Here is a 26,415-nt window from a genome sequence, read left to right on the forward strand (position 1 = left end):
GTGTGTAATCATCGAATTATTTGAAATATTGTATAAACAGTGGTTGTAATTGCTTTTTCTCCGTAATCGCTTCATGAACAGTTGCAACCATTTGATCAAAATCAGCAATCAAGGAATTGGGTTTTGAATGTGGTGAGTCCTGCCCGAATGGAATAAAGTAAATGTTCTTTGCATTTAACAGCCTCATAATATTCATACCATTTAAGCCAAGCGCATCATTTGTTGATATGCCTAAGACGACAGGCGAACCGTTTCGCAATGTTGCTTTAGCAGCCATCAATACTGGACTATCAGTTGCTGCATTAGCAAATTTACTAATACTATTACCTGTCATTGGTGCTATAACCATCGCATCCAATGGATTGGATGGTCCGAATGGTTCTGCCTCTTTAATAGAGGAGATCACTTTCTCTCCAGTCAATTCCTCTATTTTGGCAATCCACTCCTCTCCGGTACCAAAACGCGTAGCCGCATGTAATACGGAATGCGTAATGATTGGAACCACTGTTGCTCCTGCATCGATAAAGTTTTGAATTTTAGGTATTACATCCTCATACGTACAGTGCGAGGCTGTAATACCTAATCCTATTCGTTTCCCCGTTAACAATTTTCTTCCTCCTCTATTGCCTTGCACAATATCGTAGCTGCATCATGTGCAAAGTATTTCCCAGGTAATGATGGCAATAGCACGTACGTTTGTAATTGCTCAGCGTCTATATCTAAACAGCCCGGCTCTGAAGCTAAATCATATAGTACAGCTGGGACATGATCTTTGAATGATTCTGTAATCCACTTAGCTGGAATCGTATTGATAAAAATCCCATCATGAATTGACCATTGGCGATCATCTAAATCCGTGGCTTTATAACCATATGCCCTAGCTTCACTCACTTGTACAACTGAACGCGCTACTATATGGACATTAGCACCCATCTTGACGAGTAAAGATGCGAGCATTTTGGCTGTGCGTCCAAAACCTGCGATAGTAAAGTTTTGTCCGTAAATACATTTTTGCTCGAGTCCGTAAAACGTGGCGATAAATCCCTCCGCTGTTAATCTTGCGTTTTGCCAAATAAAAGATTCTTGTTGTAAATAGCAATTTGTTTCATTATTCTCAAGTAATTGCTTCCAATGCATAGTCAAACGCCCTGTATAAAACTTAACTTGAGATATCCCATAAAGCTGTTCCACTTCTATTTTTAGTGGAAGAATAGGAAGAATAATTCTATTTGGTTGGTATTCTAATACAAGCTTATTTAACTCTTCATTCCAAACTGATGTTCTTTTATAAAATACAGTTCTCGATGGGCTTCTTAGCATTGTAGCCATTTCCTTTAACCTTAGATCCTCACCGATAACAAGCCATTTTTCATTTTCCAAAAGCTCACCTCACTGTAAAAATTCTGACTGTACCGTAGTTGTTTTGTTAAATAAAATCCGATCTTCACCAATTAGTATTATTTCGTGCCAAGGTATCATTTCACTAACTTTCACTTTCTTTTTTTGGAATGGTAATTTATCTTTAACAATTTCAAAACCATGAATCTTTCCTGTTTGCACATCTAATAGACATTCCGTATGTGCCAATATGCCGAAGTGTACGCCACCTTCAACTTGAATTAACTCTTTATCCACCATCTCTGATAGTAGCATCCCTCATCTCCCTCCTTGAACCGTTACCCCAATATATGCCGAGTTTTTGCAATTCGTGACCCTTACCCAAAGAACGAAAAAGTTGCATTTATCTTCGCGACTGTGTATAGTGTGTATATACAGTTGTGAGGTGAAAGATTTATGCATATCCATTTAAGCAACGCCAGCGATAAACCCATCTATGAGCAAATAACCGTACAGCTTAAGGAAGCGATACTAGCCAATAAATTACAGGCCGGTGATGCACTACCTTCTATTCGTGCACTTGCAAAGGATTTAAAAATTAGTGTTATGACAACGAAGCGTGCTTATGCTGATTTAGAGCGAGATGGATTTATCGAAACGGTCGCTGGGAAAGGAAGCTTTGTTACAGAACGAAATCAAGATTTTCTACGTGAGGAATTATTGCGTCAAGTTGAAGAGCATTTACAAAAAGCAGTGAGAACAGCCAAAACGGCTGGGCTGGCAAACGAGGAATTACAGGAGTTACTTTCATTAATTTTGGAGGAGGACAACTAAATGAATGCTATTGAAATTCATGATTTACGCAAAAGCTTTACAGGATTTTCTCTTAATGATGTTAGTTTTTCAGTACCTCAAGGCACTGTCATGGGTTTTGTAGGAGAAAACGGTGCCGGGAAGTCTACTACCATTAAATGCATACTTAACTTACTAAAAAAAGAATACGGCGAAATTTTACTATTCGGCAAGGATATTGTCGAACATGAGTTAGCGATAAAAAACGACATCGGTGTAGTTTTTGACGATTTACATGTACCGGAAACGCTCAATGCGACGCAACTCGACAAATTTATGAAAAAAGTGTTTAAAACATGGGATTCCAACTATTATTTTGAGCGATTAGCACAATTTAAAATTCCACAGAGGAAGAAGGTAAAAGAATTTTCCCGTGGAATGAGGATGAAGCTGTCCATTGCATTAGCCCTGTCCCATCATCCAAAGCTATTAATTTTAGATGAACCAACGAGTGGGCTAGATCCGATAATTCGTGATGAAATTCTCGATTTATTTTTAACGTTTATGCAGGATGAAACCCATAGTATTCTTTTTTCTTCTCATATAACAAGTGATTTAGAGAAGATTGCTGACTATATTACATTCATTCATAATGGGGAAATTTTATTCAGTGAAGATAAAGACGTACTGCACTACGAATACGGAATATTTAAAGGTAATAAAGAGGAAATAAGTGCCATACCAGAACACGCCATTATTAGAAAACGTAATGGAGCCTTTGGCATAGAAGCCTTAGTTCTGAAAAATGAAGTAAATGAGGTATTTTCTCTTGAAAAGCCTTCTATAGAAGATATTATGCTATTTTATGTGAAAGGTAGTGTTTGAACATGACAGGTCTTATCTTAAAAGATTTAATGACGATTAAACGTCAAATAAAAACACAGGCCTTCGTGCTAACCTTTTTCCTAATTACATCAATTTTTATGCAACAAAGTTTAATACTCTTTACAATTATTATATTTATCGTAACCTTTCAAACTATAACTGCTCTTACCTATGATGAACAAAGCAGCTGGGATAAATATGCAAATACTTTACCCATTTCAAAAGGGGACATAGTACTTAGTAAATATATACTTAGTATCCTTCTTATGCTTTTTGGGCTTATCCTTGCATTACCGATTGTATTTATTATTCACCGTTTTAATAACTGGGCTTCAGCAGAGTTTTTTCTAACATTTAATCTTCTTGTGACATTAGCCCTTTGTATGCTAGCACTTTTATTACCGATCTATATTAAATTCGGGTCCATAAAAGGAAGAATGGTTCTTATTGCTATATGCTTCATACCTGGCTTTTTTTCTGGCCTAATTAGCAAGCAATTGCCTGATATTCACTTAGTTTTAATAAACATAAAGCAATATATATTTTTAGCACCTTTTGGTGGTCTTTTCATCCTATGGCTGTCCTCTCTCATTTCAACCGCAATCTATAAACATAAAGAATTCTAGGGAGGGAAAGAGATAATGCAGGCTTTACTTTTGCAAAGAATAATAGTGCAAAAATGGTCCATCCTTTTTGCAATTGCCATATGTATGCTCATTAATTACATTGATATACCTTTTTTAGATAGCCCCTCAATTGGGTTGGTTGTTGTTGTTTTTTCCACTTCATTCGTAAGAGGGTTTTATGAAGACGATCTTAAAGTGAATTGGGAATTGTTCGTTAATAGTCTTCCTTTAACGAAGAAAACACAGCTACAGGCTGATTTCCTATTTAGTTATGGTTGGGTGGCACTTCTTTTTGTGCTAATGGCCCCTGCTTATTTTTCACAATCTGCAGCCGACGAAAACTTTTTAGAGCATTTTGCCATGTATTTCGCATATATTAGCAGTGCCTCTTTATTCATCTGTGTTCAGTTTTATATCCATCATCTAGGCAAGGCAAACGGGATGCGTTATTTTAAAATGATGACTGCCATCTTCCTTATTTTTATCATCAACTTCCCTATTCATTATTTTTTATCACAAGTTGTAGCAAATTTATCGATAATTTTGATCCCTACAATTATCAGTATCGTCATTAGTCTATTTATTTTCCGACAAAGCCTTACCTTATATTTAATAAAAGATGTAAATTGATCGGAAAACTATTATGTCAACGAAATGAAGATGTCCTAAATAAAGGATGGCTTTTCGATTAAAACGAGGGGTTGCGTCCCGGATTCTACCCAGATTCAACTAACGGTGCAGAATAATTCATCAAGCGTTTGGGTTATTTCGGTATAATGAGCGTAAGGGGATTAAATAAATGAAAAAAACTTTAGTTGGAATATTGATCGCAGGAATTTTAGGCATTGGGAGTTATTTTCTTTTTGGACAAAGTGGAAGTGATGAAAAGCTCACTTATGAAGGGGAAAATGAAAATTGGAAAGTTGAATATATACTCAATAATATCGGTACAGAAGAAGTGCAACGTTCTATTCTTTTAAAATATCAGGGTTCAGATTTAAGCAGTATTGGAGAATTTCAATTCGCAGTACAAACTAATCTTGGTAAATGGGGCGAAAGTACAATTGAATTAGATGAAAACGGGCAATATACAAGCTCTAGTTCTGCAATATGGAAAGGAACTTTAACTAAAAAGGATAAACCAGTCTTCACAATTAGTTGGAATGATAATGAAGAGGAGATTATCTTAGAAAGAAAATAATGAATCATTATTTTATAAAAATACCTCCAAATAATTACGATCATATGTAGTTTGAAGAATAGTTAAATTAGCCTTGTTAAAGTAATTTAATAAGGCTAATTTTTCTATTTGAACTGCTCAAATGGATTAGTTACCATCGTTCTTAATTTTCTGCAATGTATGTTTGGACCGCTAATCTATTCACAAATTCCCCTTTAGAAAGGTGCTGTTCAATTGCTATTCTTCTTATAGATGCTTCGTCAAATGTAGAAGTATTTTTATGCTTCTGGGCCAATAATTGAAATGGCTGGCTCAGCTTTTAAGATTTTTGCAATTAAACGGTCAATTGATTCCATGGATACAGCATCGATTGACGCTAATACTTCGTCTACTGAACGATGTTTGCGATGGACGATTTCACTTGTACCGTTACGATTCATACGAGCGCCTGTCCCCTCCAAACCGAGTACAAAACTTCCCTTCAGCTGTTCCTTCGCATTCATAAGTTCTTCCTCTGTTACGCCACCTGCTACAATATCAAGTAATGTCGCATCAATTGTATGTTGAAGCTGTGATAGTTGCTGACGACTTGTACTACCATAAATCGTAAACGCCCCAACATCCGCATAGCAAGATTGGTAAGAAAATATTGAATAGGCTAAACCACGTTCTTCACGTACTTCTTGGAACAAACGAGAGCTCATATTACCCCCAATAATGTTATTAAGTGCAATAAAGCTATACATATCTGGATCCTTTACGCCAATTGCAGGATAAGAAATAGCTAAATGCGCTTGCTCCGTATCGCGAGTTTTTGAAATCTCTCCTGGATAAAAATCAGGATTGGAAAGCACAGGCTCCACCGCCAATGGAGATGGCTCATATTGGCCAAATAAATCTTCAATTGTTTGCAAAAGTTTTGCAGAAATATTTCCTGCTATTGAAATAACAACGGATTCCGGTCCATAATGTTTTGCCATATAGTGACGGATCATATCTGCTGTAAATGTTTTTAAAGTAGCCTCAGTTCCTAGAATTGGGCGACCAAGTGCGTCGTTTGGATACATGACTTCCCATAGTTTTTCATGAACATCGTCATCAGGTGCGTCTTCACTCATTAATATTTCCTCAAGCACAACTTGTCTTTCCTTCTCTAACTCTTCTTCTGCAAACGTAGAATTAAAGAACATATCCGCTAAAATTGTCACTGCACGTTCAGCATGATGGTCTAAAACCTTTGCATAATAACACGTGTTTTCCTTGGATGTAAAAGCATTTAACTCGCCACCAATGCGATCAAATTCTTCTGCAATTTGGCGAGCTGATCGGGTTTTTGTCCCTTTAAAAAGCATATGCTCTATAAAATGCGTAATGCCATTTTCCTCAGGCAGCTCATAACGAGATCCTGCATTCACAAAAATGCCTAGCGCAACAGATCTTACATGATCAATTTGCTCAGACACAATACGCACACCATTCTGACATGTATGTACTTGTACCAAAAAATCTCCCCCAATTTATCTCTGGTTCTACATTAAAGGCATAATGAGGGATTATCACCAAAACGTGTGGTTGATTTCCGTTCCGACTGGGCGCTTTGTTGCTGTCGCTTCGCTTTCGCACAGATAAAACATTTGTTGCTGTCGCTTCGCTTTCGCACAGAGCAGAGCTTCCTGGGGGCGTCCGATGAGCTGCTTCACTCGCGTTGCTCGCTCCAGGGTCTCATCTGTGACGCTGATCCCCGAGGAGTCGCCCAGCCTCCACTCCAATCAACTTATTTACATAGTAGACGTTTTAACAAAAGTCATCCACAACTTTTGGTGATGAACCATAATGTGAAGCTCCCCCCAAAGTATCCCTTATTGAACCATTTTACTTATATTTTATTTAAAAAAGGCTGCGCATTATACGCAGCCTTTTTTACAATTATTATTTATCTTGCTCAGCGCGTTCTTTTTCCTCTTGAATAACTACTTTACGAGATAAATTCACACGACCTTGCTTGTCAATTTCAATAACTTTTACAAGTAACTGATCGCCAAGTTTTAATACATCTTCAACTTGTTTTGTACGTTCCTCTTGAATTTCAGAGATGTGAAGTAAGCCATCTTTACCTGGGAATATTTCACAGAACGCACCGAATTTTTCAATACGTTTAACTGTTGATAAGTAATACTCGCCAACTTTTGCTTCGCGTACGATGTCTTCGATAATTTGTTTTGCACGAGCGTTCATTTCTTCATCTGCAGAAGAGATGTAAATTGTACCATCTTGCTCAGTATCAATTTTTACGCCAGTTTCTTCAATAATTTTGTTAATTTGTTTACCACCAGGTCCGATAACATCGCGAATCTTATCAGGATTAATTTTCACGATCACGATTTTCGGTGCAAATGCAGATAATTTTTCACGTGGTTCTGCAAGAGTAGCAAGCATCGATTCTAAAATGTGCATACGGCCAATTTTAGCTTGTGTTAATGCTTCTTCTAAAATATTTCGTGATAAACCATCAATTTTAATGTCCATTTGAAGTGCTGTTACACCTTTAGCTGTACCTGCAACTTTAAAGTCCATATCTCCAAGGTGGTCTTCCATACCTTGAATATCAGTTAAAATAGAGTAGTGTTCTCCTTTTTTAATAAGACCCATTGCAATACCTGCTACAGGTGCTTTTAAAGGAACACCAGCATCCATCATCGCTAACGTTGAAGCACAGATAGAAGCTTGAGATGTAGAACCGTTTGATTCAAGTACTTCCGATACACAACGGATTGTATATGGGAATACCGATTCGTCCGGAATAACCGCGTCAAGAGCACGTTCTCCTAGTGCACCATGACCGATTTCACGACGACCTGGTCCACGAATTGGGCCTGTTTCCCCTACTGAGAATTGTGGGAAGTTATAGTGATGCATGAAGCGTTTAGATTCTTCTACACCTAAACCGTCAATAATTTGTACATCACCAAGTGCACCTAAAGTACAAATAGAAAGGGCTTGTGTTTGTCCACGCGTAAATAATGCTGAACCGTGCGTACGTTGTAATAAGCCTGTTTCAGAAGAAAGTGGACGGATTTCGTCTAACTTACGACCATCTGGGCGAACTTTATCTTCTGTAATTTGACGACGTACTTCGTCTTTAACCATTTTATCTAAAATTGTATACACTTGCTTCATTGTTACTTCATCCGCTTCTTGCTCTTCATAAGAAGCAATAACACGGTCTTTTACCGCTTGAATAGCCTCATCACGTGCATGTTTTTCTGCAGTTTGAATGGCATCATGCATGTCAGTCTCACAAGCTGCTTTTATATCTGCTTGAATCGCTTCATCAATTTCAAATAATGTGACAGGTAATTTTTCTTTCCCTACTTCTGCAACAATTTGCTCTTGGAAAGCAATAATTTTTTTGATTTCTTCATGACCGAACATAATAGCTTCTAGCATTACTTCTTCTGGTACTTCTAATGCACCTGCTTCAACCATATTGATAGCATCTTTGTTACCTGCTACAGATAAATGAACTGTTGATTGATTAGATTGTTCCACTGTTGGGTTCACGATAAATTTACCGTCAATATATCCAACTTGTACACCTGCAATCGGTCCGTCGAATGGAATATCCGAAATAGCTAACGCTAATGATGAACCAAGCATTGCAGCCATTTCAGATGTGCAATCTGAATCGTTAGACATAACCATTGAAATCACTTGTACTTCATTACGGAATCCGTCTGGGAACATCGGACGAATTGGACGATCGATTAAACGGCTTGCTAATATTGCTTTTTCAGATGGACGTCCTTCACGTTTAATAAAGCCACCAGGAATTTTACCTGCTGCGTATAAACGCTCTTCGTAGTTTACTGTTAATGGGAAGAAATCAAGTGGTTTCGGTGATTTTGACATTGTTGCTGTTGAAAGTACTGATGTATCACCATAGCGTACTAATACGGCTCCATTTGCTTGTTTTGCTAACTGTCCAACCTCGATTACTAGCGGACGGCCAGCCCATTCATAGGAATAGACTTTCTTTTCGTTCATTCAATGAACCCCTCTCTATTATAAAAACACTTACTTCGTCTGTATGTACTAATAGTAAGTGTACCAAAAATGCTTGTTCTATGCTAAATATTTCATCAAATAATCATACATTTAAATTAAGTTATTGCCAATTTATTTAGGATTTATTTCTATATTTAATGGAAACAAGGCTTTTTACTTAAAATTTATGTCATATATGCTTTTTTCAGTAGTAAAATTCATTAAACATAAAGAAAAAGCGGGATTAATCCCGCTTTTCGATGACAATTAGCGACGTAAGCCTAAACGAGTGATTAGTTCACGGTAACGTTGTACGTCAGTTTCACGAAGATATTTTAATAAGTGACGACGACGACCTACCATTTTAAGAAGACCACGCTCAGAGTGGAAATCTTTTTTGTGTGTACGTAAGTGAGAGTTTAGAGCGTTAATTTCCTCTGTTAATACTGCAACTTGTACTTCTGGAGAACCAGTGTCACTTTCGTGAGTACGGAACTCAGCAATAATTTCGTTTTTACGTTCTTTTGAAATAGCCATTTAAATGGACCTCCTAAATAATTGTTTATCCCCATTAGCACAGTAAACGTTGGAGTCATCGATATACCGAGCTAAGGTTAAGCATATTATGCACTTATGAATGTTACCATAAATCAAATGGTCAAGCAAGCGATAACTAAGCCTATTCATAGGCTAAAGTAGATTTAAGCTCATCTTCATAACGTGGGGTTAATTTCCGTTCCGATTGGGCGCTTTGTTGCTGCCGCTTCGCTTTCGCACAGAAAACATCCGCTTCGCTGCAGGGTCTCGGGCCAACAGATGTCTTTTGCGCGAAAGCGTAGTGCTAACGTAGCGACAGCAACAGCACCGAGGTTGGTCACGAAGGTGTTATCACAGGATGTGATGCTCTTAGCCTTCGTTCCCCTATCACTAATCCCCAAGGAGTCGCCTAATCTCCACTCCAATCAACTCATGGCGTACACTTTAACCTTTGGTGATAGTTGTAAAATATTCAATTGCTTCTTGTTTATCCTTTTGGATTTGTGCTTTCAGAGCTTCAATACCATCGAACTTTCGTTCACTTCTTATACGTTTATACCAAGCGACATGCACTTCTTCACCGTAGATGTTTTTTTCGAAGTTTAAAATATGAACTTCGATGGATAATTGTTTATCATTTGGATCTTTAAATGTTGGTTTATAGCCTACATTACAAACACCATCATACCAATTATTTTGTACAAGTAATCGAACCGCGTACACACCACTTGCTGGAATATAAGTCCCCTCTAATGCTCGGACATTTGCAGTCGGGAAACCTATTGTGCGTCCTCGCTTATCACCATGCACAACGATACCTGTAATTTCAAATGGTCGCCCTAGGAGCAATCTTGCTTCTTCCATATCTCCCTCTTGCAAAAGCTTACGGATACGTGTAGAGCTAATTTTTTCGATTTCGTCGGTTTTCTTTTCAACAACCGTTACACCGTAATCTCCATTACTCAATGCACGCATATCTTCCATTTTTCCTTTACCAAATGCACCAAAAGAATAATCAAAGCCAGCCGTCACATGTTGAATGTTCAATCCGCGAATAAATGTATCTATAAATTCATCAGGTGAAAGCTTTGCAAAATCAGATGTGAAATGTACAACAAATGCTGTATCAACACCCTGTTCTTCAAAAAGCTGCAATTTTTGCTGTAATAACGTAATATAAAATACTTTTTCGTTACGACCGCCAAGTACCAAAGAAGGATGTGGATCGAATGTCATAACAGCCGTCGGAATTTGGCGCTTGTCTCCTTCTTCCTTTGCTGCCTTAATAACTGCCTGATGCCCTTTATGTACACCATCAAAAAAACCAAGAGCCAATGAATATGGCTGCATGCTTTCTCGTTGCTGTAGTTGGTGTGGGTATTTTAAATGAATGACCTCCATACTAAAAATCCTCCTACTCTATCGTTGGAAACATCTTATGTGGCTTCATAAGCCCTTCCTTTGTAGGATGGGCATGATAGACCGCAATTGCTTTCCCACTGATTCCAAAAACAATTTTATCATGTATCTTTAATAATGCATCTGCGGGAAGCACTTGTCCATTGAAAATTTCTTTTTCAACAGCAGAAGTAATTTCAATATATGGATAATCTGCTAAAGCATGCTCAACTGGTAAAATGCATGTATTAATTTGTTCTGCTTCCATCAGTTCAGCAACTTGTGCCAATGTAAAGCAATTTTCTTGTGTAAACGTCCCGGAGGCTGTTCGTACAAGCTCTTGCATATGCGCTGGATAACCAAGTGCCGCTCCAATTTGAACAGCTAGTGTTCGAATATACGTCCCTTTACTACATGCTATACGTACAGGGAATGTAATTTCTTGACCTTCATATAGTTCTACATCATCTAGTAGCTCTAGTGCATAAATAGTAACTTGACGTGTAGGTCTTTCGACAGTTTCTCCTTTTCGAGCATATTCATAGAGACGTTTACCATTTACTTTGACTGCCGAAAACATCGGTGGTGTTTGTTCAATAACACCTGTGAGTGAGGCTAAAACCTCTTGCAATTGAGTACGTGTGAATTTTTTATGCGCACTATCTTGCTCAACCGTTTCTCCTTCTGCATCCTCAGTTGTCGTTGTACGGCCAATTGAAATAACTGCTTCATAGGTTTTTCCTGCATCCGTTAGGTATTCTGCGATGCGTGTTGCTTGTCCAATACAGATGGGCAGAACTCCTTCAACACCTGGATCCAGTGTGCCTGTATGGCCGACTTTTTTAGTACGCAAGATTTTTCGTAATTTAAAGACGCAGTCATGACTTGTCATGCCACGTTCCTTCCAAAGCGGTAAAATACCGTTCATAAACTTCCTCCTAAAATCAATTCATTTTTAGCAATTTTGATGTTCGTTACATTTTCATCTCTTTTAGGATCATCACCAAAACGTGTGGTTGATTTCCGTTCCGACTGGGCGCTTTGTTGCTGTCGCTTTGCTTTCGCACAGATAAAACATTTGTAGCTGCCGCTTTGCTTTCGCACAGAGCAAAGCTTCCTGGGGGCGTCGGGGCAACAGATGTCTTTTGCGCGAAAGCGTAGTGTTAACGTAGCGGCAGCAGAGGGTTTTGTTTGTGCGAAAGCGCAGCGACAGCACCGATGTTAGTCACGAAGGCGTTATCACAGGACGTGATGCCTTTAGCCTTCGTTCCCCTGTCGCTAATTCCCAAGGAGTCGCCCAATCTCCACTCCAATCAACTTATTTGCATAGTATATGTTTTAACAATTGTCATCCACGACATTTGGGGATGAACCCACTTTTAAGATAGAAGTGAATGTCTGACACGCCTACCAAAAAAACGGGCAGGCAGTCGCCAAAACATATAGGTAAGCTCCGCACGAAAGCTTAATAAAGATGATAGAGCCATAAAATGTCCTGTTGCATTTCTTGTGAATGTAAAAAGTCTGCCTGCATGAACATGCATATGGCAGACTTTTTTTAAGTTAAGCTTATTCTTCGTGTAAACCACGTAGCAATGAATCAATACGGTTCCCATATTCAATCGATGAGTCGAATTCAAAGATTAGTTCTGGAGTACGACGTAAACGGATTCGTGAACCAATTTCTGAACGAATGAAACCAGAAGCCTTTAATAGAGCTTTTAGAGTTTCCTCTTTTTCACGTTCATTGCCTAGAGTTGTAATATAAATTGTCGCTTGCTGTAAATCACCTGTTACCTCAACACCAGTAACAGTAACGAAACCAACACGCGGATCTTTTATTTTACGTCCAATAATATCGCCAAGCTCTTTTTTCATTTGCTCAGCGACACGGTTTGAGCGTAGAGACATAGTTTGTCACCTCAATTTCGATGTACAGAAAGTTGTGTTCTCACCTGCAACATTTTACATACAGGTTACGGCTAAATCATACACAACTTCCACTGTTACTTATAAATAGTCTCGCCACACATTTAACTGTTCCCAAGATGGATTTGACTGTAAGTAATGTAGCGCGTGATTAATTTCACGCTCGGCTGCTTCTTTTGACGAAGAAACAGCAACAAGCGCCAATTTTGTACGCTGCCATACATTTTGATGATCAATTTCCGCAATGGATACATTAAATTTTTGCTTAGTGCGTGTAAGCATACGCTGTAGGACAGCGCGTTTTTCCTTCAACGAATGGGCAGTTTGAATCATGAATTCAACTTCTGCATACACAATCATTAAACGCGTTTAACTTCTTCCATAATATAGGCTTCAATAATGTCGCCTTCTTTAATATCGTTGAAGTTTGTAATTGTAATACCACATTCGTAACCTTTAGCAACTTCTTTCACTTCATCTTTGAAACGTTTAAGTGTATCTAATTCACCTTCAAAAATGACTACATTGTCGCGAATTACACGTACGCCAGAATCACGAGTTACTTTACCTTCTGTTACGTATGAACCAGCAATTGTACCAACTTTTGATACTTTAATTGTTTGGCGAACTTCTGCTTGACCAATAATTTTTTCCACGAATTCTGGATCAAGCATACCTTTCATTGCTTGTTCAATTTCCTCGATTACTTTATAAATAATGCGGTGTAGACGAATATCTACGCCTTCTTCTTCTGCTGCACGTTTTGCATTGATATCTGGGCGAACGTTGAAGCCAATAACAATTGCATTTGAAGCAGCCGCAAGAGAAATATCTGATTCTGTAATCGCTCCAGCGCCAGTGTGAATAATTTTCACGTTTACGCCTTCTACATCAATTTTCATTAATGATGCAGCCATTGCTTCTACAGTACCTTGAACGTCAGCTTTCACAATTAAGTTAAGCTCTTTCATTTCACCTTGACTCATTTGTTCGAATAAGTTATCAAGCGTTACACGTTGTTTTTCTGAACGTTGTGCTTGAATTGCTGACATTGCACGAGTTTCACCAACTTGGCGTGCTGTTTTTTCGTCTTCAAAGACAACGAAACGGTCGCCAGCTTGTGGTACTTCATTTAAACCTGTGATTTCTACTGGCGTTGATGGTCCAGCTTCTTTCACACGACGGCCTTTATCATTCACCATTGCGCGTACTCGCCCAAAAGTATGACCGACAACAATCGGATCCCCAACTTTTAATGTTCCATCTTGTACTAAAAGTGTTGCAACAGAGCCTCGACCTTTATCTAGCTGTGCTTCAATTACTGTACCAAGTGCTAAACGATTAGGGTTCGCTTTTAATTCTCCAACTTCAGCGACAAGTAAAATCATTTCAAGTAATGTGTCAATGCCTTCACCTTTTAATGCAGAGATTGGTACGAAAATTGTTTCGCCACCCCAAGCTTCTGGAACTAAGCCATGCTCTGTTAACTCTTGCATTACACGGTCTGGATTAGCTGAAGGTTTATCCATTTTATTGACTGCAACAATAATTGGGACTTCTGCCGCTTTTGCGTGGTTAATCGCTTCAACTGTTTGTGGCATTACACCATCATCCGCAGCTACTACTAAAATCGTTAAGTCCGTTACTTTGGCACCGCGCGCACGCATCGTTGTAAACGCAGCGTGTCCTGGTGTATCTAGGAACGAAATCTTTTTGTCGCCTTCAGTTACTTGATAAGCACCGATATGCTGAGTAATACCCCCAGCCTCTCCAGCTGTTACTTTAGTATTGCGAATAGAGTCTAACAATGTAGTTTTACCATGGTCAACGTGACCCATAATTGTTACTACTGGAGGACGTTCTGATAAGTCCGCCTCGTTCACTTCTTCTGTTTGTTCGAAGTGTGTTTCTAAATCCGTAATATCTACACGAATTTCTTCTTCCACTTCTACACCATAGTCTGCGCAAATTAATTCAATTGCATCCTTATCTAATTCTTGGTTAATTGTTGCCATTACACCAAGCATAAATAATTTTTTAATAATTTCTGATGGCTCGCGGTGTAATTTTTTTGCTAATTCCGCGACAGAAAGAGATTCAACAAAAGTAATTTTTTCTGGTAATTCCTTTTGTTTCACTGGTTGACTTGGTTGATGTGTTTTTGGATGGCGACGTTTCCCGCCATGAATTCCTGGTTTTGGACGTTGGTTATAACCTCCGCCACCTCTACGATTATTATTATTGTTGTTATTATTATTATTATTTGTCATATTTCGATTTTGATTACCTTTTATATTCTTAGATTTTTCGTTAGACGAATTTGAGTTTTGATGCGTTTGTTGCTGATTATTGGCTTTAGGCTTAGAAGTAGCAGATTGCTGCTTTTGCCCATCTTGCTTTTTCACCGATTGCTGTGATTTTTGCGATACATTTGGAGTAGGTTGCTTCACATCTTTTATATTTTTAAATGTTTGGTTTAACTTTGCCACTATGTCTTTTTCTAACATTGACATATGGTTTGTAACGCTAACATTTAGTTTATTTAGTGCGTCAATAACCTCTTTACTCGTTTTATTCACTTGTTTCGCATATTCATGAACTCTGATTTTGGTCATCTGCTCACCCCCGATTATTTTTCGTTGAGTAGACTAGACAATTTGCTTGCAAAACCTTTATCGGTAATAGCTAAAGCCACTCGGGCCTCCTTACCTGTAGCATGTCCTAGATCATAACGATCACCAATTACATGATACTCAACGTTGTAATACGTGCATTTATCTTGAATTTTTTTGCTAGAGTTTTTAGAAGCATCGTTTGCAAGTAGTACTAGCTTAGCATTACCATTGCGGACTTCCTTTACTACTAACTCTTCTCCTGAAATCACTTTACGGGCTCTTGCCGCTAGCCCAAGCAAATTATAGATCGCTTGATTGCTCATATAATAGACTCCCTACGAATCAACAAAATAAGTTCATCGTAGATTTCTTCAGGGATTTTTACATCAAGTTGGTGCCCTAAAACATTTTTCTTACGGGCGATTTCAATCGCTTTCTCCGATTTAGAGACATAGGCACCACGCCCGGGTTTTTTCCCGGAGACATCCACACTTACTTCGCCCTCTTTCGAACGAACAACACGAATCATTTCTTTCTTTGGTAGCATTTCACCGGTAGCTACACATTTTCGAAGAGGTACTTTTTTATTAATAGCCATAAGAATCACCTTTCCTCTCTGAAGCTTGTCGTAAGAGGTGGACTAGCCATGCGCTACATTAAGTCGGATTTGAAATAAAATTTCATTTCCCGTTGTAGGCTCTGCCATTATTCAGTCGACGTCGCCCAACGCCCACTGAATAATGGCAGCTAACTAGTCACACGGGCTTCCTTACTTATTCTTCGTCGTCTTGATATAAGTCAACTGTCACATCATCGAAATCACTTTCGTCATCCTCAGCAGGTACGAAAGTGCTTGTAGCAGATGGATAAATACCTAACTCACGAGCATCTGTTTCACTCTTAATATCAATTTTCCAGCCAGTTAGCTTGGCAGCTAAACGAGCATTTTGACCACGTTTACCAATTGCTAGTGATAATTGATAGTCTGGAACAACAACAGTAGTAGATTTTTCTTCTTCATTGACTTGAACATCTAAAACTTTAGATGGGCTAAGAGCATTTGCTACAAACACAACTGGGTCTTCTGACCATTCAACGATATCGATTTTTTCACCATTTAACTCATTGACAATTGTTTGCACACGAGCACCTTTTGCCCCTACACATGAACCTACTGGATCTACCTCTTCGTTATGTGCATAAACAGAGATTTTAGAACGATCCCCTGCTTCACGGGCAATTGATTTAATTTCTACAATACCTTCGTAGATTTCAGGTACTTCCATTTCAAATAAGCGGCGTAATAAACCAGGATGTGTGCGTGAAACGATAACTTGTGGTCCACGTGTTGTACGTTCAACCTTTGTAATGTAAACCTTGATGCGATCATGTGGATGGTATGATTCACCTTGAATTTGTTCGTTTTGTGGTAATGCAGCTTCTACTTTACCTAGACCTACGTAAATATTACGAGCATCTAGACGCTCAACTACACCCGTCACGATATCATCTTCACGGTCCACATATTGCTCGTAAATTAGACCGCGTTCTGCCTCACGCACACGTTGTGTAACAACTTGTTTCGCTGTCTGTGCAGCAATACGTCCAAAGTTTCGAGGCGTCACTTCCTGCTCAACCACATCTTCTAACTGGTACGCAGGGTTGATAGCCTTGGCATCTTCTTCAGAAATTTGTAAACGGTCATCTTCTACTTCTTCAACAACATCTTTGCGTGAAAAGACACGAATAGAGCCCTTATCTAAATTTAAGTCAACACGAACATTTTGTGCTTGATTGAAGTTGCGTTTGTAAGCTGTAACTAATGCCGCTTCTATTGCTTCAATTAACACATCTCTTGAAATTCCTTTTTGTTCTTCTAGCGCATTTAGCGCATCTAACAAATCACTACTCATTTTTGTTTTCACTCCTAAATATGCATTATGCTTAAAAGTCGATGGCAAGTCGTGCCAATGCGATTTTTTCTTGTTCAATTGTTACTGTAATTTTACGCGTTTTAATGCGTACTTCCATCACTAATGTATTTTCATCATATGATGTTAAGTAGCCTTGGAATTCCTTCATGTCCTTGATGGGCTCATAGGTTTTAACATAAATAAATTTGCCAATCGCATTTTCAAAATCAGTATCCTTTTTTAATGGACGTTCTGCTCCAGGTGAAGAAACTTCTAAATAATAGTTTTGTGTAATTGGATCATTTTCATCCAATAGCAAACTTAGTCGTTCACTAACTTGGGCACATTGTTCAATGTCAATTCCACCTTCAGGTGTATCCACATAAACACGTAAAAACCAGTTACGTCCTTCTTTTACGAACTCGACATCTACAAGCTCAAGATTCAACTCTTCAACAATCGGTTTAGCGAGCTCTTCAATTAAAGATGGTACTTTGCTCATTGTTTCCTCCTGTATCTATCAAATTCTGGCGTAATAAAACAGAAATTCCACCAGTAGCTTTGGTGAAATTTAACGGTCTTACCTGCTGTTAGTCAAAAATTTGTTTTGCTACGGTATAACAACAGAAAAGAGCGGGAAGGTCCCACTCTTTTGCTGGAAAAATATCAACAAATTATTACCATAAGGATAGCATAGTTTACTGCACAATGCAAATTTCCTTTTTAAAGACATCTATTATGTGAAGCCAAAATTTGTGTCTAGAAATTGACATTTGTGCATTAAATCGGGGCCCATCACCATAACGTGAAGGTGATTTCCGTTCCGACTGGGCGCTTTGTTGCTGTCGCTTTGCTTTCGCTACAGAAAACATTTGTTGCTGTCGCTTTGCTTTCGCACAGATAAAACATTTGTTGCTGTCGCTTTGCTTTCGCACAGATAAAACATTTGTTGCTGTCGCTTTGCTTTCGCACAGATAAAACATTTGTAGCTGACGCTTCGCTTTCGCACAGAGCAGAGCTTCCTGGGGGCGTCCGATGAGCCGCTTGGGCCAACACGATGTTGGTCACGAAGGCGTTATCACAGGATGTGATGATTTTAGCCTTCGTTCCTCTATCGCTGATCCCCAAGGAGTCGCCCAGTCTCCACTTCAATCAACTTATATAATTTGTATCATTTTAATAAAATGTAAACCCTCAACTTTATAAGGCTTAATTTGAGCATAAGACTTATAAGTTATTCGTTATTGATGATGAAGCCTTCAGATTTACTCTTCTTAGAAAAGTGATAACTGATTGGCATCAGGCATTCCTTCTAAACAACCTAATTGATCCATGTATTCTATTAAAGTCTTGGATACTCGCCCTCGTTGTTGTAAATCTTCCTTCGATAAAAATTCTCCGTCCTCACGTGCTGCCACTATTTGTTTGGCAACGTTCGTACCGAGTCCAGGAATCGCATCGAATGGTGGAATTAAAGAGTTTCCATCAATGATGAATTCACTAGCCTGCGAACGATATAAATCCACCTTCTGGAAGCTCATACCACGTTCACACATTTCAAGTGCTAATTCCATTACCGTTAATAGGTTTTTTTCTTTTGTTGAAGCCTCTAAACCCTTTATATTGATTTCATCAATTTTTGCACGAATCATTTGCGAGCCCTGTACCATGGCAATCAGATCGAAATCATCTGCACGAACTGTGAAATAAGCGGCATAATACAGAATCGGGAAATGTACCTTAAACCATGCAATACGAACAGCCATTAACACGTAAGCAGCCGCATGGGCTTTCGGGAACATATATTTTATCTTTTTACATGATTCGATATACCAGCCTGGTACTTTATTTGCCAGCATTTCTGCCTCAAACTCTTCAGATAAACCTTTCCCTTTACGCACGGACTCCATAATTTTAAATGCCAGTGATGGTTCTAGCCCTTGGTAAATTAAATACACCATGATATCATCACGACAACCAATTACTTCTTTCAGCACACATGTACCATTCTGAATTAATTCTTGTGCATTACCAAGCCATACGTCAGTTCCGTGAGAAAGTCCTGAAATTTGCACAAGCTCTGAGAAAGTTGATGGCTTTGTATCTTCAAGCATTTGGCGTACAAAACGGGTACCAAACTCAGGAATACCAAGTGTTCCTGTCTTACAACCAATTTGCTTTTCTGTTACACCTAAAGATTCTGGAGAACTAAAGATTTTCATTACGACTGGATCATCTGTTGGGATCGTTTTTGGATCTATCCCTGATAAATCCTGCAACATCCGAATCACAGTCGGATCATCGTGACCTAGAATATCAAGCTTTAAAATATTATCGTGAATAGAATGGAAATCAAAGTGCGTTGTACGCCATTCTGAATCCTGTGCATCCGCAGGGAATTGCACTGGAGAGAAGTCAAAAATATCCATATAATCCGGTACTACGATAATTCCGCCAGGGTGTTGTCCCGTTGTACGTTTTACGCCTGTACAACCTTGCACTAAGCGATCTACCTCGGCACCGCGGAAATGCAAGTTGTTATCATTAGCATAGCCCTTTACATAGCCGTAAGCTGTTTTCTCTGCAACTGTACCAATTGTTCCAGCACGATATACATAATCTTCACCGAATAATACCTTTGTATAGTTGTGAGCCTGTGGTTGATATTCTCCAGAGAAATTCAAATCGATATCGGGTACCTTATCTCCTTTAAAGCCAAGGAACGTTTCGAATGGGATATCTTGCCCATCCTTTTTATACGGTGTTCCACATTCCGTACAATCTTTATTTGGTAAGTCAAAGCCAGAGCTTACTGACCCATCATCAAAAAACTCGGAATGCTTACAATTTGGACAAACATAATGTGGTGGAAGTGGATTTACTTCGGTAATCTCCATAAAGGTCGCGACTAATGAAGATCCTACAGATCCACGGGAACCTACTAAATAGCCATCCGCTAATGACTTTTTCACAAGCTTCGCAGAAATTAAATAAATTACGCCGAAACCATGGCCTAAAATTGATTTTAATTCCTTTTCAATTCGTGCCTTTACGATTTCTGGTAACTCTTCTCCGTATATAAGATGAGCCATTTCATAGGTTAAATTTGTTACCTCATCATCAGAGCCTTCAATTTTTGGTGTATATAAATCATCTTTAATTGGCTTAACATCACCAATCATATTGGCAACTTTTTGAGTGTTGGTCACAACAACTTCCTTCGCAAGATCTGGTCCTAAAAAATCAAATTCTTTAAGCATTTCATCCGTCGTTCTAAAATGAACTTCAGGTAGCTTCGATCTATTTAAACTATTGGCGCCGCCTTGAGAACCAATGAGAATTTGTCTGAACATCCCATCTGTCGGATCTAAGTAATGGACATTACCAGTAGCTACAACTGGTTTATCGATTTTCTTGCCTAGCTTTACGAGCTTACGAATAATATCTTCAAGTGTCCATTCATCACGTACGACATTGCGCTCAATTAATGGTGCATACACGGCCTTTGGTTGAACTTCGATATAATCATAGAATTTCGCAACTTGCTCTGCTTCCTCTGGGGATTTATTCATCATCGTCTCAAATAATTCACCATTATTACAACCTGATCCGATTAGTAAACCTTCTCTATATTGCTCTAAGACCGCTCGTGTGACACGAGGAACACGATAGAACGTTTTTGTATGTGAATGCGTGACTATTTTAAATAAATTTTTTAATCCAGCATTATCTACTGCTAATATCGTGCAGTGCATTGGTCGTCCCTTTTTATAGGCATCTCCACCACCAACATGCTTATTAAAGTCATCGTGATATTTGATACCTAATTCATCTGCGTCTTTTAATAGCTGTAAAAGTAAAAAGCCAGTTGCTTCTGTATCATAAATCGCTCGGTGATGTTGCGTTAATTCGATATTGAATTTTTTACAAAGTGTATTTAAACGATGGTTTTTCATCGTTGGATAAAGTAATCGAGCTAACTCCAGCGTATCAATAACTGGATGAACGGTTCCCTCTAGCCCATATTTTTTATAGCCTGTGTATAGGAAGCCAATATCAAATGATGCATTATGCGCTACTACTATGCCATCTCCGATAAACGCATGGAATTCCTGAATGACTTGCTCTACTTCTGGTGCGTTTCGTACCATATCATCTGTAATGCCTGTCAGTTCAATAGTCGTCGCAGAAAGTGGGTGATGGGGATTGGCAAAGCTTTCGTACTTATCGATTACTTGCCCATCTTTAATTTTCACCGCGGCAAGCTCAATGATCGTATCGTAAGCAGTAGATAAACCTGTCGTCTCTACGTCAAACACGACATAGGTATCATCAGCTAATAATCGGTTCTCTGGTGCATAAGCAATCGGTACACCATCATCTACTAAATTAGCCTCCAAGCCATAAATAACTTTAATCCCATGCTTTTTCCCTGCTGAATAAGCTTCTGGGAAAGATTGCACAACAGCATGGTCGGTAATAGCCACGGCTGGATGCCCCCACTTTGCAGCCTGCGCAACAAGTCGATCCACTGGTGTCACAGCGTCCATTTGACTCATTGGTGTATGCAAATGCAATTCAACTCGTTTTTCTCCCTCTGGAGCCTTATCTTGTCGTGTTTCTTTTTTGATTTCGTTGATATCATTTGCCATAACGATTAAATCACGGATAAACGTATCAGTTTGCACAGATCCACGTACTTTAACCCACATGCCTTTTTTCAAATGCTGCATTAGCTCTGCATCATCATTATCGCGTGAGAACATTTTTACTACGATAGAGTCTGTATAATCGGTAATTTTAATTTGTAATAATGAGCGTCCACTTTTCAGCTCTCTAATTTCCGTATCAAAAACATAACCTTCTATGATAACACGACGCTCTTCCTCAACAATGCGTTTAATTTCCATTGTTTCATCATCTTTAATTAACATACCAAGCTGGAATGGTCGATCACCCAGGTTGGCAATAGCTGGATTTTCTTTCTTCTCCTGCTCACGTTTTTGGTAATCTTGTATCGCTTGCTGGGCTAAAGCCGCTTCCTCTAAACGCTTTTGTTCCATGAAAGCTTCCTGTGCCGCAATCATTTCTTCTGTTTGATCTTGAAGCACGAAATCAATTACAACGTGTGGAAAGCCGAATTGACTATAACTTTCGGAAAGCTTTTCTGCATACTTTGTTTTCAGCATCATAAATTCCATTTCTTGCATGCAGGATAAAATGATTTTTTGCCCATTCCACATAGGCATCTGTGAGGCTAGGCAATGTTTTAAAGTTGGCGCCATCTCATCTATTTGCTCTACTACTGTTAACCAATATTGTTGAACAAGTTCCTCTGTAACATTTTTCTCTACCGTATCAAACGTTGTGTGGATTTGAGCGATAGCTGAAAACTTTTCAGTCAAACGAGTACGAAAAAGTTGGAATAGCGGAAAAGGAAGGACATCTCGTAATTTAATGGAGAAATTCCATAGCCTGTTCTTTTTATGGACAGTTAACCGTGATAATTCACCGTCCTCAAAAAAGGACATATACACATCGTCTGTTAACTCTAGTTGTTGCAAGAGCATTTGAAACCTAGTTCTTGCTTCTTGTTGCTGTTCCAATCTATTGACACCTACTTTCAGAAAGAGGCAGTTTTAAAGCCTCTTGTTATACGAATCAAAGAAAAAAATCCGCTCCCTTTCTGGGGGCACCGTCAAGCCTCACAAATTCTAATCGCTATGAATTCATGCTTGGCTCGCTGTCCCCGAGAAGTGGCGCGAATTTATTATCTATTTAATACCCTTTGGGACAGAGGTTCTTCTTAAGGAAATTAATGCTTGCGGAAAAATTCATTTAAGCGATCAATGACCTCTTCTTTTTTCCACTCGAATGTTTCACCTGTTTGACGAAGTTTAACCTCAACAACACCTTCAGTTGCTTTTTTACCTACTGTTACGCGGACAGGCAAGCCAATTAAGTCAGCATCTGCGAATTTAACCCCTGCGCGCTCAGCACGATCATCTAATAACACGTCATAACGGTATGATTTTAATAAGCCATATAACTCATCAGCTAAGGCAACTTGTGTTTCATCCTTAGTATTAACAGGTACAACATGGATATCGTAAGGCGCTAATTGTGTTGGCCAAACAAATCCATTGTCATCTTGGAAATGCTCTGCAACAGCAGCTAATATACGTGATACACCAATACCATAGCATCCCATAATAAATGGTTGTGATTTACCTTGCTCATCTAAGAATGTACCATTCATTTTTTCAGAGTAAGTTGTTCCTAATTTGAAAATATGACCAACTTCAATACCTTCTGCAAACTTGATAATACCTTGTCCATCTGGAGATGGGTCTCCCTCTTGAATAAAACGAATATCCAAGTATTCATTCACGGCAAAATCACGCTCTAGATTAACGTTTACTAAGTGGAAGCCATCCTCATTTGCACCAGCTATACCGTTACGAATAGATTTAATAGCATTGTCAGCTACTACTTTAATGTCTACTGGTAATTTAACAGGGCCGATTGAACCAACTCCACAGCCTAATAACTCACGAATTGCTGCTTCACTAGCAAGTTCCACAGAACTAGCATCAAGCGCATTTTTAAGTTTAATATCATTAATCTCGTGGTCTCCACGAGCAAGTACAACAACTAATTCACCATCAATATCAAATACTAATGATTTAATGACATTGGAAGGCTCAACATTTAAGAAAGCTGATACTTCTTCAATCGTTTTTTGGTCTGGTGTTGCCACTTTTTCTAGCTCTTTTATTGCTTCATCTGATGGTTGATAGTCTACAAGCACTTCTGCCATTTCGATGTTTGCAGCATAATCAGATGTATCAGAGTATGCAATTGTATCTTCCCCAATTTCAGAAAGCACCATAAATTCATGAGTACCTTTCCCACCAATTGAGCCTGCATCTGCGATAACTGCACGATAGTTTAGGCCAAGACGAGAGAAAATATTTGAATAGGCACGATACATATCATCATATGTTTCATCTAAACTTTCACGTGATGCATGGAAAGAGTATGCATCTTTCATAATAAACTCTCTGCCTCGTAGTAAACCAAAGCGAGGACGTTTTTCATCACGGAATTTAGTTTGAATTTGATAAAGTGTTAGCGGTAATTTTTTATATGATTTAATTTCATCGCGTACTAAAGTTGTAATCACTTCTTCATGTGTTGGACCTAATGCGAAATCACGATCATGACGGTCCTTTAAACGCATTAATTCTGGACCGTATTTTTCCCAACGGCCTGATTCCTGCCAAAGTTCCGCAGATTGTAATGAAGGCATTAAAAGCTCAATTGAATTGATGGCTTCCATTTCTTCACGAATAATAGTTTCTATTTTTGTTAACACACGTTTTGCAAGCGGTAAATACGAATATACCCCACTTGTATTTTGACGAATAAATCCTGCACGTAGTAATTGCTTATGTGATTTTACCTCTGCATCAGCAGGTACTTCACGTAGCGTTGGGATAAATGTTTTACTTTGCTTCATTCAGTGTTCCACCTTTTTAATAGATAAGTTTTTATACTCTAATTAGCATAAACAAATTTAGCTTTGAACGCAATGTTTCAAAAAAATTGCGTTCAAAGCTATGTTTTTCCAAAAGCAACAAAAAATTCTTTGTCGCTCTTTCATAAACCTATTTTTCCTAATCAACACGCCGGATGTTTTACTTGAAAAAACTTAACTTCACTTCATTTAGTTAAAAGAAAAATCTTTGTATATCGTTCCATGTAACTACGACCATTAAGATCATTAATAGTACGATACCTACAAAATGCACAAGACCCTCTTTTTGACGATCAATTGGTTTTCCTCTTACGGCTTCGAAGCCAAAGAACAATAGTCGTCCACCGTCAAGCGCTGGAAGCGGTAGTAAGTTCATAATTCCAAGGTTGATACTTAACATTGCAGCCCAATTCATTAAGTTCATGAATCCATATTGAGCTACCATCTCTGTTGCTTTATAAATTCCTACTGGACCAGATAGAGCATCTATAGTGAATTTACCGGTAACTAACATACCAAGCAGTTCAAATATTTTTGCGGTCATATTATACGTTTCTTGAGCGCCATAAACAACAGCCTTTAATGGATTAAATTCACGCGGGCTCTCATACTTGACGCCAATTTGACCGTATTTTTTGCCATTTTCTACTTGTTCTTTTACCTTCATTTTTAAGGTAACTTGCTGACCATTTCGATCAACTATTACAGCAATATCTTCACCTGGGTGATCTTGTACAATAGCAGCTAAATCTTGCCATTTATCTACTGCTTGTCCATCAATCGCAGTTACTCTATCGCCTGCAAGCATTCCTGCTTGTGCTGCTGGATCATTTTCTACTACTTCTGTGATGATCGGCTCATACGTAGGCACACCATGAATTAATCCAATCAGCAAATAAATAACAAAAGCTAATATGAAGTTAAATAATGGGCCTGCAAATATTGTCATAGCTCGCTGACCAACTGTTTTAGCGTTAAATTGACGATCATATGGTGCAATTAACGTTTCTTTACCGTTTTCTACGAGAATACAATCTCTTGAAATATTATAACGAACTAATTTTTCTTCTTCATCATAGCCTTCTACAAACAATTCCTTTTCTAAATCGGCACGCTCAACTTCTAAAAATAACAAATCTGGTAATTGCTTATTATTTTGATTAAAGATAATTTTCTGTACAATGTTATCTTCATTTACAATGAGCCCTACTCGATAGCCAGGCTGTAACTCGATGCCATCCATGTCATCACCAGCCATACGAACGTAACCACCAATCGGCAATAAACGTATCGTATAGATTGTTTCACCATGTGTTTTCCCATAAATTTTTGGTCCCATACCGATTGCAAATTCTCGAACCATAATTCCTGCTCGTTTCGCAAACAAGAAGTGACCAAATTCATGGAAGGATACAAGTAGGCCAAATATTAAAATAAATGCAATAGCTGTTTGCATAATACCCCACCTTTAAAAGTGAATAGTTAACGATATCTTCTCTCTTTGTTTTAGGATTATCAACAACACGTGTGGTTGATTTCCATTCCGACTGGGCGCTTTGTAGCTGCCGCTTTGCTTTCGCTACAGAAAACATTTGTTGCTGTCGCTTCGCTTTCGCAC

The 26,415-nt window shown here is 38.6% G+C and carries 27 protein-coding genes; 5 read left to right on the forward strand and 22 right to left on the reverse strand.

Going from position 1 to position 26,415, the window contains the following annotated elements:
- Nucleotides 1-16: 16 nt before the first annotated feature.
- From MWJ95_RS22760 to MWJ95_RS22770, 3 genes are read right to left on the reverse strand one after another with little or no spacing between them, the layout of a single operon-like run.
- Nucleotides 17-607 (reverse strand): dipicolinate synthase subunit B, encoded by a 591-nt coding sequence (locus MWJ95_RS22760; RefSeq protein WP_249073077.1) that lies wholly within the window; start codon nucleotides 605-607, stop codon nucleotides 17-19.
- A complete protein-coding gene (locus MWJ95_RS22765) occupies nucleotides 601-1,380 on the reverse strand; it encodes a dipicolinate synthase (protein WP_249073078.1) in 780 nt (259 codons plus the stop codon). The genes MWJ95_RS22760 and MWJ95_RS22765 overlap by 7 nt, the downstream gene beginning before the upstream one ends.
- Nucleotides 1,381-1,389: 9 nt before the next feature.
- Complete coding sequence (locus tag MWJ95_RS22770) at nucleotides 1,390-1,653, reverse strand: YlmC/YmxH family sporulation protein (RefSeq protein WP_053594254.1); 264 nt, start codon at nucleotides 1,651-1,653, stop codon at nucleotides 1,390-1,392.
- Between the two features lie 141 nt (nucleotides 1,654-1,794).
- On the opposite strand from MWJ95_RS22770, the gene MWJ95_RS22775 reads away from it, so the two are divergent.
- From MWJ95_RS22775 to MWJ95_RS22795, 5 genes are all read left to right on the forward strand, one after another.
- Nucleotides 1,795-2,172: a GntR family transcriptional regulator gene (locus MWJ95_RS22775; RefSeq protein ID WP_249073079.1), complete on the forward strand. Its 378-nt coding sequence runs from the start codon at nucleotides 1,795-1,797 to the stop codon at nucleotides 2,170-2,172.
- Nucleotides 2,173-3,015 carry an ABC transporter ATP-binding protein gene (locus MWJ95_RS22780; protein ID WP_249073080.1) on the forward strand — a complete coding sequence of 281 codons (843 nt, stop codon included), beginning with the start codon at nucleotides 2,173-2,175 and terminating at the stop codon, nucleotides 3,013-3,015.
- A gap of 2 nt (nucleotides 3,016-3,017) precedes the next feature.
- Entirely contained in the window at nucleotides 3,018-3,641 is a 624-nt protein-coding gene (locus MWJ95_RS22785) for an ABC-2 transporter permease (RefSeq protein ID WP_249107290.1), read from the forward strand.
- Between the two features lie 15 nt (nucleotides 3,642-3,656).
- Nucleotides 3,657-4,271: an ABC-2 transporter permease gene (locus tag MWJ95_RS22790; RefSeq protein ID WP_249107291.1), complete on the forward strand. Its 615-nt coding sequence runs from the start codon at nucleotides 3,657-3,659 to the stop codon at nucleotides 4,269-4,271.
- 169 nt (nucleotides 4,272-4,440) lie between these two features.
- Nucleotides 4,441-4,842, forward strand: coding sequence for a hypothetical protein (locus tag MWJ95_RS22795; protein WP_249107292.1), 402 nt, complete (start codon nucleotides 4,441-4,443; stop codon nucleotides 4,840-4,842).
- 257 nt (nucleotides 4,843-5,099) lie between these two features.
- Here the strand turns inward: MWJ95_RS22795 and MWJ95_RS22800 are convergent, their stop codons facing one another.
- The 19 genes from MWJ95_RS22800 to MWJ95_RS22890 all read right to left on the reverse strand — a co-directional run.
- Nucleotides 5,100-6,323: a M16 family metallopeptidase gene (locus MWJ95_RS22800; protein ID WP_249107293.1), complete on the reverse strand. Its 1,224-nt coding sequence runs from the start codon at nucleotides 6,321-6,323 to the stop codon at nucleotides 5,100-5,102.
- A gap of 54 nt (nucleotides 6,324-6,377) precedes the next feature.
- Complete coding sequence (locus tag MWJ95_RS22805) at nucleotides 6,378-6,521, reverse strand: hypothetical protein (protein WP_249107294.1); 144 nt, start codon at nucleotides 6,519-6,521, stop codon at nucleotides 6,378-6,380.
- A 229-nt stretch (nucleotides 6,522-6,750) separates the two neighbouring features.
- Nucleotides 6,751-8,865, reverse strand: coding sequence for a polyribonucleotide nucleotidyltransferase (gene pnp / locus MWJ95_RS22810; protein WP_249073086.1), 2,115 nt, complete (start codon nucleotides 8,863-8,865; stop codon nucleotides 6,751-6,753).
- A gap of 267 nt (nucleotides 8,866-9,132) precedes the next feature.
- Nucleotides 9,133-9,402 (reverse strand): 30S ribosomal protein S15, encoded by a 270-nt coding sequence (gene rpsO, locus MWJ95_RS22815; RefSeq protein WP_249073087.1) that lies wholly within the window; start codon nucleotides 9,400-9,402, stop codon nucleotides 9,133-9,135.
- Nucleotides 9,403-9,846: 444 nt separating this feature from the next.
- Nucleotides 9,847-10,803 (reverse strand): riboflavin biosynthesis protein RibF, encoded by a 957-nt coding sequence (gene ribF, locus MWJ95_RS22820; protein ID WP_249073088.1) that lies wholly within the window; start codon nucleotides 10,801-10,803, stop codon nucleotides 9,847-9,849.
- Nucleotides 10,804-10,816: 13 nt separating this feature from the next.
- Nucleotides 10,817-11,728 carry a tRNA pseudouridine(55) synthase TruB gene (gene truB, locus MWJ95_RS22825; protein WP_249073089.1) on the reverse strand — a complete coding sequence of 304 codons (912 nt, stop codon included), beginning with the start codon at nucleotides 11,726-11,728 and terminating at the stop codon, nucleotides 10,817-10,819.
- Nucleotides 11,725-11,904 carry a hypothetical protein gene (locus MWJ95_RS22830; RefSeq protein WP_249073090.1) on the reverse strand — a complete coding sequence of 60 codons (180 nt, stop codon included), beginning with the start codon at nucleotides 11,902-11,904 and terminating at the stop codon, nucleotides 11,725-11,727. Before MWJ95_RS22830 ends, truB begins: the two co-directional genes overlap by 4 nt.
- Nucleotides 11,905-12,369: 465 nt before the next feature.
- Nucleotides 12,370-12,711 carry a 30S ribosome-binding factor RbfA gene (gene rbfA, locus MWJ95_RS22835; RefSeq protein WP_100543905.1) on the reverse strand — a complete coding sequence of 114 codons (342 nt, stop codon included), beginning with the start codon at nucleotides 12,709-12,711 and terminating at the stop codon, nucleotides 12,370-12,372.
- Between the two features lie 99 nt (nucleotides 12,712-12,810).
- Nucleotides 12,811-13,089 (reverse strand): DUF503 domain-containing protein, encoded by a 279-nt coding sequence (locus MWJ95_RS22840; protein WP_249073091.1) that lies wholly within the window; start codon nucleotides 13,087-13,089, stop codon nucleotides 12,811-12,813.
- Nucleotides 13,089-15,344 (reverse strand): translation initiation factor IF-2, encoded by a 2,256-nt coding sequence (gene infB, locus MWJ95_RS22845; RefSeq protein ID WP_249073092.1) that lies wholly within the window; start codon nucleotides 15,342-15,344, stop codon nucleotides 13,089-13,091. Before infB ends, MWJ95_RS22840 begins: the two co-directional genes overlap by 1 nt.
- Before the next feature lie 14 nt (nucleotides 15,345-15,358).
- Nucleotides 15,359-15,667, reverse strand: coding sequence for a YlxQ family RNA-binding protein (locus MWJ95_RS22850; protein WP_249073093.1), 309 nt, complete (start codon nucleotides 15,665-15,667; stop codon nucleotides 15,359-15,361).
- Nucleotides 15,664-15,942, reverse strand: coding sequence for an RNase P modulator RnpM (rnpM, locus tag MWJ95_RS22855; protein ID WP_068983119.1), 279 nt, complete (start codon nucleotides 15,940-15,942; stop codon nucleotides 15,664-15,666). Before rnpM ends, MWJ95_RS22850 begins: the two co-directional genes overlap by 4 nt.
- A 175-nt stretch (nucleotides 15,943-16,117) precedes the next feature.
- Nucleotides 16,118-17,257: a transcription termination factor NusA gene (nusA, locus tag MWJ95_RS22860; RefSeq protein ID WP_249073094.1), complete on the reverse strand. Its 1,140-nt coding sequence runs from the start codon at nucleotides 17,255-17,257 to the stop codon at nucleotides 16,118-16,120.
- Between the two features lie 31 nt (nucleotides 17,258-17,288).
- A complete protein-coding gene (gene rimP / locus MWJ95_RS22865) occupies nucleotides 17,289-17,759 on the reverse strand; it encodes a ribosome maturation factor RimP (RefSeq protein ID WP_249073095.1) in 471 nt (156 codons plus the stop codon).
- Between the two features lie 293 nt (nucleotides 17,760-18,052).
- Nucleotides 18,053-18,385 (reverse strand): hypothetical protein, encoded by a 333-nt coding sequence (locus MWJ95_RS22870; RefSeq protein ID WP_249107295.1) that lies wholly within the window; start codon nucleotides 18,383-18,385, stop codon nucleotides 18,053-18,055.
- A gap of 146 nt (nucleotides 18,386-18,531) precedes the next feature.
- Nucleotides 18,532-22,863, reverse strand: a complete 4,332-nt coding sequence (locus tag MWJ95_RS22875; RefSeq protein WP_249073096.1) for a PolC-type DNA polymerase III — start codon at nucleotides 22,861-22,863, stop codon at nucleotides 18,532-18,534.
- A gap of 209 nt (nucleotides 22,864-23,072) precedes the next feature.
- Nucleotides 23,073-24,779 carry a proline--tRNA ligase gene (locus tag MWJ95_RS22880; RefSeq protein WP_249073097.1) on the reverse strand — a complete coding sequence of 569 codons (1,707 nt, stop codon included), beginning with the start codon at nucleotides 24,777-24,779 and terminating at the stop codon, nucleotides 23,073-23,075.
- 211 nt (nucleotides 24,780-24,990) lie between these two features.
- Nucleotides 24,991-26,253 (reverse strand): RIP metalloprotease RseP, encoded by a 1,263-nt coding sequence (gene rseP / locus MWJ95_RS22885; protein WP_249073098.1) that lies wholly within the window; start codon nucleotides 26,251-26,253, stop codon nucleotides 24,991-24,993.
- Nucleotides 26,198-26,415: hypothetical protein (locus MWJ95_RS22890; protein ID WP_249107296.1), on the reverse strand; the 218-nt coding region annotated here is incomplete at its 5' end. The genes MWJ95_RS22890 and rseP, both read right to left, overlap by 56 nt.

Source organism: Lysinibacillus sp. Bpr_S20 (assembly GCF_023337835.1).
GTDB lineage: Bacteria > Bacillota > Bacilli > Bacillales_A > Planococcaceae > Lysinibacillus.